We start from the raw sequence: 12,287 nt of genomic DNA, 5'->3' as shown, positions 1-12,287 counted from the left end.
TTTGGGGAATAGGAATTCAATTAAGAATTATCCTAAAGGTAGTGCCTTCATTATCAGAGCTTAGTACACAAATACTACCTTGGTGGTAGTTTTCGATAATACGTTTGGTAAGCGATAAACCCAGTCCCCAGCCTTTTTGTTTGGTTGTATATCCTGGATTGAAGACGGTTTTTTGTTTAGCTCGGGAAATACCTGAGCCATTATCTCTCAAATCAATAATAACTTTTTCTTTATTTTTTGAGATGTCAATATGGATAGATCCGGCCCCCTTCATAGCATCCACGGCATTTCGGATAAGATTTTCCAATACCCATTCGAACAGGGGTGCATTTAAGTTTGCGCTTATATTTTGCTCGTCAGAGTCTATCGAAAACGACACTTTGTTTGACACTCGTTTTGCGAGATAGTCTACCGTTTTTGAAATAACAGTTTTTACATCATGCGGTTCTAATTTTGGTGTAGCACCAATTTTTGAAAATCGTTCTGTTATTGTTTCTAATCTACTAACATCTTGTTTAATTTCTTTAAGTGTTTCCTTGTCTGCGCCTTGTTCTTTAAGAATTTCGAACCAAGCAAGGAGAGAAGAGAGAGGAGTGCCCAATTGGTGTGCGGTTTCTTTGGCCATACCAACCCAAACATAGTTTTGCTCGGCTTTTCTAGACGAACTAAAAGCCAAATAGGAGATAATAATAAAGAGTGAAATTATTACGAGTTGAAGTATTGGATAATACTGTAATCGTACTAACAGCGTAGATTTCTTGTAAAATAAATTCTGACTATAGTTTTCTGTAATTAGTATTGAAATGGGCGCGTGATGGGCCTTCATAATTGCCAATTGATTGGCTAAATATATTGGATCATCGGTTTTTGAACTGTCTAAGTTTCGATGTGAAACTATCTTGTCATTTTCGTCAACAAGTATTATAGGAACTGTTTCATTGCTCGAAATAATTTCAATGGCCATATTGAAATCGCGTGAGCTGTCGTTGATGTCTATGCTGGCAAGTTCTTTTGTTGCCTTTGCCCAGAGCTCTACTTTTCTTCTTTCTTCGTCGGCTAGCTTAGTTACAAATTCGTTGGTATACCATAAAGAAGCTACGCCTATTAGAATAGCGGTAACGAGCAAAAGGAGTTTCCATTGAAGCTTTTTATAATATAAATTCAAGCAGTATTATTTTTGGTTTTCGAGTTAACGAAGTGTATTAATTTAAAGTATCTCAGATACTTCTAATCTTCCAATTCCTCTTCGGCATCAAAATCCATGTCCCAACCATCGTCTTTTGTATCGCGTGGTTCTTCTTTTTTCTCTTCAGGATATGTGAGTGTAGTATCCTTTTTAAATATGTTGAATTCGTCTTTTAGCAATTGTTTAAAGCCAATCTTTTCTTCGATTATGTCTTTTGCAATTTTCTTAAGAGTAGCAGTTTTGTCTTGCTTGATGATAGGTTCATCCACTGTTCCTTGCATAGTTATATAAATGGTAATTCCTTTTCTAGTTCCATCGTCGTATTCGTGGTAATCGGTATCGCCTTTTTTGCTTTTGAATTTCTTAGAGAGCAGTTCATCAAGTTCTACATTAAACCTATAATCAATGTGATTATCGAAAGTATGATCTCCTTCTAGGTTGAGATGCATCGCAGTACATTTAATGTGGGTTTTAGGTATGTGAACGTTTTGGTTTCTAACTTGAATGTGATTCTCCATCCTCGAAAACTTGATGTGCTTCAACTCATTTACATCTATATAGTCTGATAATTCTAACATTGGTGCATAATTAATTAACTCTCCATCGTCGATTCGAATATTGCTTTCTGCAGTTGCTCTATCCATGTCAAGATTTAATTCTGAATCCCAAAGACCTACAAATTGAATGTCTGCCGTACCCAACCCCTTTAAATTTTTATTCGTCAAAGTAGTCTGCTTAAAGTTTTCGCATTGGTAAAATAGTTGGCTGATGTCTATTTCTTGAATAACGGCATCGCATGTGGTAATTAATGCATTTGGGTTTCTTCCATCTAGGTGGCCATTTAAAGTAATATCACCTCCCATGGTTTTAAGGGATATTGGATTTGCATCTATAATCCTATTCTTCATTACTACTTTTCCGTTTAGGTTTTGTGCATGAAACCTTCTGAAAAAGATAGAGTCGACCTTAAGGTTTAGCTCTAAGTTAACTGTGGGAGGAAGATTTAGACCATAGCTAGTATCACTTTCCGATTTTTGATTCTTTAATAAATAGTTGAGGTCAATTATATGGGAGTGAAGATCTGCCTTGATGGTAAGCTTTGCATTTTTATCTAAAACATATTGGGCCATGTTCCTAAAGAAGCCTTTTAATTCAAAGTCGCTATCTGCTAGTTTAAATTGAAGGTTATCGACTAGAAGGTCGTTGTTCTTAAAGATAAACTTCCCATTGATGTCTTTAAAGAGATCTTTGCCGCCAACCATTCGAATCGCCACATCTTTAGCATCCAGAGTTCCTTCGGTCTTAATGTTGATCATCTTTAATCCATCTCCATTTGGATTATCGACTATTCTTCCACTAAGTATTCCATTTATATTAATAAGTCCATTAGCAACTTTAAGTGTATCTAAACCTAGAAATTCCTTGGCTTTTACCATTTCAATTTCACCGATTAGCTCTGCTTTAATTCGTGGGTATTTTAAATTTTGGAGCCTAATATTCCCTTTCAGATTTCCATTTCCAATTTTAAAACTACAGTCTGTCAGATTTAAGGTACTTGATCTAATAGAGTGCCTATCTCCATTGGTAAAAGTTCCTTTTAGGTTTACTTTCTCTAGTTCTTGGGGAGTGCCAAGTCTGGAAATAGTACCGTCTGATATACCAAAATTAGCGGTAACTAAAGGATCTATTCGAGTACTCATTACTCCTTTAACGACGGAGTTAAAATAAATTTTTCCACTACTATGGTATTCTTTTATAGTATTCGAATATTCTTTTGGTAGAATAGAAACAACGGATTGAATGTCGAGATCTTTGCCGTCTATTTTTAAATCTAAAACGGTGTTATCACTTGTATAAGTGACAATCCCGTCGGTGTTAAATGCCACGTTTGCTATTTGAACATGACCATCATTAATGGTGTATTGTGGACCTGCAACTTGAAGTACAAGCTCTAGCTCTGCGTTTTTTTTATTTACATAATTTATGGTCCCAATTTTCAACCATTCAACGTCGAGTTTCGCTGAAATATTCAGGAGATAGTTTTTCCTGGCTATCTCACCTTCCATGTGTGCTTGATCAACGGAGAAAAAGAAATCTTGTCTGTTGGGCTCACTGATGTATCGGATATCTATGTTGTCCAATACAAGGTCTTCTAAATTGACCTGAACATTCTTTTTAAGGTCGAGGCTATCTTCCGCCATTTTCCAAAAATTGTAGTTAGACTCTCCGTCTTTGTCGATATGCAAGAGGATGAACCCATCTGCTATTTCGATGTTGTTGACGTTGTAGTTTTTTGTGTAGATATCGATTACATTAAACTGTAAGAAAAGTCTTTCTGCGAAGAGCAAAGTATCCTTGTCGCCCTGCAGTTTGATAAGTGTTTCTTCCACCATCACATCGGTAAGTTCGAGCGTAGCGTTTGGAAATTTTTTCAATAAAGAAAAGGTAGCATCTTTTACATCAACTCTTGTGTTAAGCTTTTTTCCAAGCGATGTAATTAGTTTGGCTTTAATCTCATCGCCATAATAATACTCGACAACAAGAGCGAACGACACAAAGCAAAGAGCAAGGATGAAGAAAAAAGTGAATATGTTTTTAACAGCCCTCATTACTTATTTTGATACTATTTTACGCGTTTTAGAAAAACGATTTCTTCTGGAGTAAGGAAGCGGTATTTACTTCTTGAAAGATCTTTCTTGGTTAATCCTGCAAAGGTAACACGATCTAATCTAACAACGTTGTATCCTAAGGCTTCCATCATTCTTCTCACTACTCTGTTTTTACCGGAGTGAAGTGTTATTCCTATTTCATTCTTTTTTCCGCCTTCAACATGACTGGCATCATCTGCCTGAACAACGCCATCTTCTAAGTGAACACCTGCCATTAGTTTTCTTACATCGGCGATTTTAACATTTGTTTCTAACTGTACATGATAGATTTTTTTGACACTATAACTTGGGTGAGTTAATTTCTTAGCTAGATCACCATCGTTGGTAAATAAGAGTAAACCAGTTGTTGCTCTGTCTAATCTACCTACAGGATAAATTCGTTCTTTACAAGCGTTACCAACCAAATCCATTACTGTTTTTCTGTCATGCGTATCGGAAGTAGTCGTGATAAAATCTTTTGGTTTATTCAACAAGAGATAGACCATTTTTTCTTGAGCGATAACTTTGCTCTCATGCTGAATTCTATCGTCAACGCTAACTTTCGTTCCCAACTCCTTAACTACAACTCCATTTACAGAAATCAATCCCATTTCAATAAGTTTGTCTGCTTCTCTTCTTGAGCATAATCCTGTATTGGCTACTACTTTATTAAGTCTAATGCGATCGTCTTTTGCTTGAATTCTTTTTGGCTTTGGATTACGTTCTTTGGTTTTATCATCTTGGCGTGTCCATTTTAATTTGGTACCAAAAACTTTTTTGCCCATAGGAGCTTCGCTTCTTCTATCGCTATCCGATTTTTGCTCTTTTGGTTTATCTGGTCCGCGTGTTTTTCCAACTCGTGGTCCGCTCGATTTACGATCGCTCTTTTTAGATCCGAACGATTTACCTTTATCTCTATCACCACCTCTACTAGGTTTGCTATCTCTCTTACCGGTTTCTCTTTTTGCCATAACTTAAAATGTAGGGGTGAAAGCACCTTCTAGATGTTCTAGAGTGATTTTTTCACCATCAATTATTACCGAAATAATGTCGAATCGGCATTCCATGTCTAAATCTTTTTCGTTGATATAAGCTTCTGTAGCCTTTATCAAATTATTTTCTTTAGTAATATTTACGGCCTCCGAAGGTGAACCATAATTAATACTACTTCTTGTTTTTACTTCTGCAATTACCAGAAAATTATCTTTCGTGGCAATTATATCAATCTCCGCTTTATCATATCTCCAATTCGTTTCTAATATCTCGTATCCATTCTTTTCTAATTCTGCGAGTGCAACTTTTTCTCCTTGTATCCCAAGGTCGTAGTGCTTTGCCACTTTAGAATATCAGTTCTACTTTATCATCTACAATAAGTTCCGCTTCGGCACCCATTATTAAGGCTCGGTTATCATCGATATGTCCGGCAGGAAAATCGAAACAAACTGGGTAGTCATAATTCTTAACGGCGTCTAATATTATCTCTTGCACGTTTCGTCCGAATGCAATCGCATTGTCATTCATATCCGTCATGCCACCTACAACTAAACCTGATATCTTATTGAGCATGCCACTTCGTTTTAAATTCATGATCATTCGATCGATGTGGTACATGTATTCGTCTAAATCTTCTAAGAAAAGAATCTTTCCATCTGTTCTCATTTGAGATTCGGACCCCATCATACTATATATAATAGAAAGGTTGCCTCCTACAACTTGTCCTTTTGCTTTTCCTTTCCTATTCATTGGATGAGCATCTGCTGTATGAGCAAGTGGAGCGTTGAATAATGCTTTTCGCAAAGTAGAAATCGCCATACGCGGATCTTTATCCTTATAAAAGTTGATGGCCATTGCACCATGTATTGTTTCGTATCCTCTGTTATGAATAGATGTATGTAAAGCGGTAACGTCACTAAAACCAATAATCCATTTAGGGCTTTTTTTAAAGCTACTGAAGTAAAGTTTGTCTATAATTCGAACGGTTCCATATCCACCTCTAGCACACATGATGGCTCGGATGTTTGGATCGTCGAGCATTGTTTGCATGTCCTCCGCTCTAGCTTCGTCTGTACCGGCCATTTGGTTTTCGATATCGTAGATGTGTTTACCTAAAATAACTTTTAGCCCCCACGATTTAAGGTGCTCAATACAAGGCTTTAATTCCTCTTTAGAGATCTTTCTGGCAGTAGAAACAATACCAATTTTGTCTCCTTCTTTTAAATAGGCTGGTTTAATCACGATTACGTTGACGTTTATTATCTTTGGCGAAGATACAATACATCTAAAAATAGATGAAGAAATTTTCAAGATATACGATTACTTCTGCACTTCCATATGCAAATGGCGAAGTGCACATAGGGCATATGGCTGGTGTTTATTTGCCGGCAGACATTTATGCGCGCTATTTACGTTCGAAAGGAGAGGACGTTTTGTTTATCGGAGGCTCGGATGAGCATGGTGTTCCAATCACTATTAAAGCAAAAAAAGAAGGTATTACTCCTCAAGATGTAGTGGATAGATATCATAATAGTATCAAGCAAACTTTCAAGGATTTCAATATTTCGTTTGATGTTTATTCAAGAACATCTGCTCCATTACATCATGAAACATCTTCTGAGTTTTTCACTGACTTATATAATAAAGGAGTTTTCATTGAACAAGAAAGCGAACAATATTATGATGAGGCGAACAACCAGTTTTTAGCAGATAGATACATTACGGGTACATGTCCGAATTGTAAATCGGAAGGAGCATATGGGGATCAATGCGAAAGTTGTGGTTCTTCGTTAAGTCCAAAAGAATTGATTAATCCGAAGTCGGCATTAAGTGGGGCGGTTCCTATCTTGAAGAATACCAAGCATTGGTATTTGCCTTTAGATAAGATGCAGCCCGAGTTAGAAAAATGGATTGACGGCCATAAAGGAGATTGGAAACCTAATGTTTACGGACAATGTAAATCGTGGTTAGATTCTGGACTTAGACCGAGAGCCGTTACAAGAGATTTGAATTGGGGAGTAAAAGTTCCTGTTGAGGGAGCAGATGGTAAAGTTCTATACGTTTGGTTCGATGCACCGATAGGATATATAAGTGCTTCGAAAGAATGGGCAAACGAAGCTGGAAAAGATTGGAAAACTTACTGGCAAGATGAGGATTCGAAGTTGGTTCACTTTATAGGCAAAGACAACATTGTATTTCATACCATTATTTTCCCAGCCATGTTAATGGCACAAGGAGATTACATACTTCCAGAAAATGTACCTGCTAATGAGTTCTTGAATTTAGAGAACAACAAGATTTCTACTTCTAGAAACTGGGCAGTATGGTTGCCAGAGTATTTGAAAGACTTTGTTGGCAAAGGCGATATTTTACGATATGTGCTTTGTGCAAATGCTCCGGAAGCAAAAGACAACGATTTTACCTGGAAAGATTTTCAGGCAAAAAACAACAATGAGCTCGTAGCTGTTTTAGGAAATTTCTTAAACCGAGCAGTTGTGCTAACTCACAAATATTACGAGGGTAAAGTTCCAGAAAGAGGAGAATTAAATCAGCAAGACCAAGATGTTTTGGATCAGTTGGCTAAGTTCCCAAGTATTATTGGTGAGAAGATTGAAAAGTATAGATTCAAAGAAGCCCTCTTTGAAGTTATCAGTTTAGCCCGTTTAGGTAATAAGTATTTGGCCGACACAGAGCCATGGAAGTTGGTTAAGGAAGATGAAGAGAAGGTAAAAACAATCATGAATATTGCACTTCAGATTAGTGCAAGTTTGGCGGTTGTATTGGAACCCTTCTTACCAGAATCTGCCGCTAAGATGAATAATCTTTTAGGCTTAGAAAATAAAGTTTGGGCTGATGCAGGAGATTCGGATTTGCTTCCAGGCAGCCACCAAATCAACAAAGCAGAAATTCTATTCCCTAAGATTGAGGATGAAGAGATTGAAGCTCAAATGAAAAGATTAGAAGACATTAAAATAGAGAACAAAGCGATGGAAGATGCTAAAGCTAAAGAAGAAGCAATGGAAGAAAAGTCGATAGAGAAATCGGAGATTAAACCTGAAGTTGCGTTTGATGATTTCATGAAAATGGATATCCGTGTTGCAACAGTTTTGGAATGCGAAAAAGTTGAAAAGGCAGATAAGCTTTTGAAGTTCTTATTGGATACAGGTATTGATCAGCGCATTGTTGTTTCTGGAATCGCAGAACATTACGCTCCAGAAGATTTGGTTGGTAAACAAGTAAGCGTTTTAATGAATTTGGCTCCTCGTAAAATTAGAGGAGTTGTTTCTCAAGGAATGATATTAAGTGCCGAAAATGCAGACGGTAGTCTGAAGTTAATCTCTCCTTATGTGGAGGTTGATAATGGTGCTCAGATAGGATAATTTTGCTTCGTCCTTCGTAGTTAGAACGAAGAAGGAAAATACTGCCCCCTTAGTTTAATGGATAAAATAGAAGTTTCCTAAACTTTTGCTCCAAGTTCGATTCTTGGAGGGGGCACAAAACAGTTTTGAGTGTGAGTTTCGAGTGTGAGCGAGAAACTTGCACGAAAAGCTGTTTTCCCTCAATTCTCTCCCTCACACTCAAACTTCCCCGCCACAAGATTGGTTGCGAAGGAGAAGCTCAAACTGAATTTTTATACATTTACCTTTCGTAAGTAACGAGCACTTACATTTTATTTTCATCTCAAACTCTCATTTCATGTTCGATTTCGAAAGACTAGAAGTCTATATTAAAGCCAAAGAATACAATAAATCCGTTACAAAGTTTCTCCGAGATTCCAAAGTGGACAGGGTTACACATGATCAATTACGAAGGGCATCCTTTAGTATTATGCTAAACATTGCAGAAGGAACAGGGAGATTTACAAAACCTGATAAACGTAATTTCTATGTTATATCTCGTGGTTCAGCATTCGAGTGTGTCGCTGTTTTCGATTACCTCCAAGATTTAGAATTGATAGACAAGCATACTTTTGATACGTTCTACAAGGTTTTAGAAGAGTTGTCAAAGATGTTGTTTGCTCTAATTCGTAATTTAAGTAAGCCTTGATACTGTTGAGTTTCAGGGCTTTTGTTTTTAACCCCTAAAGGATTATTGAACTTTTGAATTATTTGTGTTAGGGCTATTTGATGAAGAAGGGGTACTCTAAGTAAATAGGAGTACATTAATTGATATGAAAAATGGTATAGTTGTTATAATGTTTTTAATTACGTTTTCATGTTTTGAAGGCTATTCTCAAAATAGGCACCAAATCAGAAGGGATTCTACCTATCGTAATCATGCAATGAAATATATCAATTTTATTTTGGGGAGTGAATATGTAGAAGAAAAGTTAAATTATGCTGGTATTTATCACCATACGCTTAGTATGGTACTCTACGAAACCAAAGAATCAAAAAATGATGAAGGGAGAAATACTATTATAATTTTTTTCAAAACAATGACTTTCGATGTTGATTCTCAGATTACAATAATTGATAAAGAATTCATAGACAAGTGTAACGTCGGAGACAGCACATGCAATTTAGCAATTGGGAAGGACCGAGCAATTTATCTGGCTAGGGAAGAGGGCTTGAAACAGGGGTTAGAAAACTGGAAACCTCAATTAGTGCTGTATGGAGGGGATTTTAAGAACCCACAGTGGACTATACAATCAAAATATTCTCAATCAACTGGAGAGACTGTGAATATTAAACTATACAGTGGAGAAAGTAGACTTACCTTCTGGATGTCGATTGAATAGCAAGTGAATAGAACCGTATAGTAATGATTTGTCAAACATGATTGTTATAAATAACTACTAAACCAACTCAATATCCTCTTTCAACTCCCAAAGCAACTTCAAATCCTTCATAAATAAGTTCGATAAACTGCTTGTTGGGGGCACGATTACAGTGCCGAGTGCGAGGGACGAGTGTGAGAGCACTGTCCCTCAAAACTCACACTGGAACTCTTGCTTCAGAATTAGTATATCAAGCTTCAACTCACACTGAAGTTTTATACATTTATGTAGTTGCAAGTAATGGACACTAGTACTTTATTTCATCTCAAAACTCTCATCTCATGTTCGGTTTTAAATAATTATCAGTTTGTCAAAAGTATAAATTGCTAATAGCGACAAATCTAAATTATTCATATATGTAATTGCCGTAATTTCAGATACATACCTAGGGGCTTGGTTTTTTTAAAAAAAAATAACGACCTACCCTAGGGTTTAGTATGTTCTTATGGATATATTTTAAGAAGCCCGATTTTCATTTAGGACGGGTTAATATACAAATACAAATATCATTAAATAAGCATATGAGAACAAGAAACAAGGCGAGTTATAGGGATAATACATATTTCTTTGGGCTAAGAACAAATTTAGTTACACTGAGTTGCTTTCTAATGATGTTATCATTGAGTAATACAACATTTGCACAGGTATCCACAATGACAAGTTGTTCATTTCCATTGACAGACCCAGATAATTACTTCTGTAATGGAGATGTTGAGGTAGGGATGGATGGTACCGAATGGGAGAATACAGCACAACCATATAATTCAATGTTAAATTGTAACAATAATGCTGATGGTTATAGTATCGCTGATAATTGGTGTGCACATTACCGAAAAATCAGTGTAGTATCAGCTGACATACCAGGTATAGGTCCTGAGTCTTTTGCATATAGCGTGGAGCGAGAACCCCTATCAATGTTTAGTCCATTTTTGAATCCGTATTCTACAGGTGATAACCATCGAATGCTTAGACAGGGATTCTCGTATTCATGTGGTCCAGGACTTATACGATCTTCACTTTTTACTAAAATATGCATGCCATTAGAGGCAGGAGCAACATATAAATTAGAATTTGATGCTGGAATACGACGAGGCAATGATTTACCTCAGCAACAAGAAATACAGCCGGATGCGTATTTTTCAGCGACTGCAGCTACGCAAGCAGTCATTGGATCGGCTCCAGTTCCTACAGGTTATCTCTCTTGGGATAAAACCGAGGTTCAAGTGAAGGTGCCTTTTGGTAATGATCCTGATGTTATAAATTGGTCTCAGCTTGAATTATTTATTACAGTTCCAGAAGATGACCACAATCCGTATAATACAATTCTTCTATACAATCAATTAAAAGATGGTTACAATGGAGAAGCTGAAGATAAACATTTTGAGTATGAGGTATTTACAGATAACTTTCGATTTACTAAAGTGTCTCCAGATGTAGTACCAGTTATTACAGTTTGCACAGGTGAAGATGTTGAGCTTCCTTGGGAAGAGATTACTCCATTTGAAGAATACACATTCGAATGGAATAACACTCCAAGTTTTGGTGGTTTGGTAGATGGTAATGGACTTTCTGAAGATGCAAGCAACACAAATACAAGTATCGGTAATAGCGCTATTACAGAAAGCGGAATATATACTGTAACTGTTGCTGGTCCAAACGGATGTTCTCACACAAAGTCTGTTGAGGTAGAAATTGAATATGCAACATTAGATGTAAATTATCAGGCTTCTTGTACAGGTACAGATGATGGCAGTGCCTCTCCAAATTTAAATAATCCTGAGGGTCTAAGCGTTTCTTCATTCGAATTTTTCAATGCTGCTGATGAGTTAGTAGGCGGAGGAATGGGTGCGAGCAATTTAGCTCCCGGTGATTATTATCTAGTTGCCAACGTTGGTGAGGCATGTGTTTTAACGGAACCATTTACAATAGAAGCAAATGTTGCGCCTATATTAAATTTGACCGACCAAACTCTTTGTTCTCAAAGTGGTAATATATTATTCCCAAATCTTACTGGTGGAGACTTAACCATTAGTGATGATGCTGTTTCGTATACTTGGGACAATTATAGTGGTACTACAAACCATCCCAATCCTGGACAGTTAGGTGTTAACAATACAGGACAACTTGAAGTACCTGGAGATGAACCTGGAACTTGGACGGTGGTCGTAACGGATGAGCACGGATGTGAATCTACAGGTGAAGTCTCGTTAATTTTAGATCAAATTACTCTGCCATCAGTTGCCGCTGTATGTTCAGGTAGCGAATTGTTTTGGTTACCTTCTGTTAACATATTCTCATCAGATCATTATACTTTCATTTGGAGTAATGGATATTATGGAGAGGTGATCAATGGAGGTATGCAGGCAAGTACATGGGGAGGTGATCCTAGTCCAACGATAGATGGACAAACTGACTTAACCGTAACTGTTACCAATTCTGAAACAGGAGCTTGTAACACAGATACTTATACCGCTACTTTATCAGTAGGTGTAATTAGTCCTCCAGTAGGTCAAATTACTTTGCCATCAGTTCCCGATGTATGTTCAGGTAGCGAATTGTTTTGGTTACCTTCTGTTAACATATTCCCATCAGATCATTATACTTTCATATGGAGTAATGGTTTTTATGGAGAGGTGATCAATGGAGGTATGGAGGCAAGTACATGGGGAGGTGATCCTAG

Annotated in this window: 9 protein-coding genes and 1 tRNA gene; 5 read left to right on the top strand and 5 right to left on the bottom strand. The window is 37.0% G+C overall.

All coding sequences use genetic code 11. The features are described 5' to 3' along the window. Positions 1-16: 16 nt before the first annotated feature. The 5 genes from HRT72_02340 to HRT72_02320 all read right to left on the bottom strand — a co-directional run bounded on the left by HRT72_02340 (position 17) and on the right by HRT72_02320 (position 6,069). Positions 17-1,165, bottom strand: a complete 1,149-nt coding sequence (locus HRT72_02340) for a HAMP domain-containing histidine kinase (protein ID NQY66549.1) — start codon at positions 1,163-1,165, stop codon at positions 17-19. 62 nt (positions 1,166-1,227) lie between these two features. Beyond that, positions 1,228-3,795: a hypothetical protein gene (locus HRT72_02335; GenBank protein ID NQY66548.1), complete on the bottom strand. Its 2,568-nt coding sequence runs from the start codon at positions 3,793-3,795 to the stop codon at positions 1,228-1,230. A gap of 14 nt (positions 3,796-3,809) precedes the next feature. Continuing rightward, positions 3,810-4,805 (bottom strand): rRNA pseudouridine synthase, encoded by a 996-nt coding sequence (locus HRT72_02330; GenBank protein NQY66547.1) that lies wholly within the window; start codon positions 4,803-4,805, stop codon positions 3,810-3,812. A gap of 3 nt (positions 4,806-4,808) precedes the next feature. Next, a complete protein-coding gene (locus HRT72_02325) occupies positions 4,809-5,171 on the bottom strand; it encodes a YraN family protein (GenBank protein NQY66546.1) in 363 nt (120 codons plus the stop codon). Position 5,172: 1 nt separating this feature from the next. Then, positions 5,173-6,069 (bottom strand): LD-carboxypeptidase, encoded by an 897-nt coding sequence (locus HRT72_02320; GenBank protein NQY66545.1) that lies wholly within the window; start codon positions 6,067-6,069, stop codon positions 5,173-5,175. 53 nt (positions 6,070-6,122) lie between these two features. Between HRT72_02320 and metG the strand changes: the two genes are divergently transcribed. The 5 genes from metG to HRT72_02295 all read left to right on the top strand — a co-directional run. After that, positions 6,123-8,207: a methionine--tRNA ligase gene (gene metG, locus HRT72_02315; GenBank protein ID NQY66544.1), complete on the top strand. Its 2,085-nt coding sequence runs from the start codon at positions 6,123-6,125 to the stop codon at positions 8,205-8,207. Between the two features lie 43 nt (positions 8,208-8,250). Then, a tRNA-Arg gene (locus tag HRT72_02310) sits at positions 8,251-8,322 on the top strand. 201 nt (positions 8,323-8,523) lie between these two features. Beyond that, a complete protein-coding gene (locus tag HRT72_02305) occupies positions 8,524-8,874 on the top strand; it encodes a four helix bundle protein (GenBank protein NQY66543.1) in 351 nt (116 codons plus the stop codon). Between the two features lie 124 nt (positions 8,875-8,998). Further along, on the top strand, positions 8,999-9,568 hold the full coding sequence (locus HRT72_02300; GenBank protein ID NQY66542.1) for a hypothetical protein: 570 nt from the start codon (positions 8,999-9,001) through the stop codon (positions 9,566-9,568). Between the two features lie 560 nt (positions 9,569-10,128). After that, the coding region (locus HRT72_02295; GenBank protein ID NQY66541.1) for a hypothetical protein at positions 10,129-12,287 on the top strand (2,159 nt) is incomplete at its 3' end.

This window comes from Flavobacteriales bacterium (assembly GCA_013214975.1).
Classification (GTDB): domain Bacteria; phylum Bacteroidota; class Bacteroidia; order DT-38; family DT-38; genus DT-38.
The sequence above is the reverse complement of the archived record's forward strand: the minus strand, read 5'-3'. Positions and strand labels throughout refer to the sequence as shown.

Coding starts and splice junctions, on each gene's coding strand:
- HRT72_02335 (NQY66548.1), bottom strand. CDS start 3,795: ATGAGGGCTGTTAAAAACATATTCACTTTTTTCTTCATCCTTGCTCTT.
- HRT72_02330 (NQY66547.1), bottom strand. CDS start 4,805: ATGGCAAAAAGAGAAACCGGTAAGAGAGATAGCAAACCTAGTAGAGGT.
- metG (NQY66544.1), top strand. CDS start 6,123: ATGAAGAAATTTTCAAGATATACGATTACTTCTGCACTTCCATATGCA.
- HRT72_02305 (NQY66543.1), top strand. CDS start 8,524: ATGTTCGATTTCGAAAGACTAGAAGTCTATATTAAAGCCAAAGAATAC.
- HRT72_02300 (NQY66542.1), top strand. CDS start 8,999: ATGAAAAATGGTATAGTTGTTATAATGTTTTTAATTACGTTTTCATGT.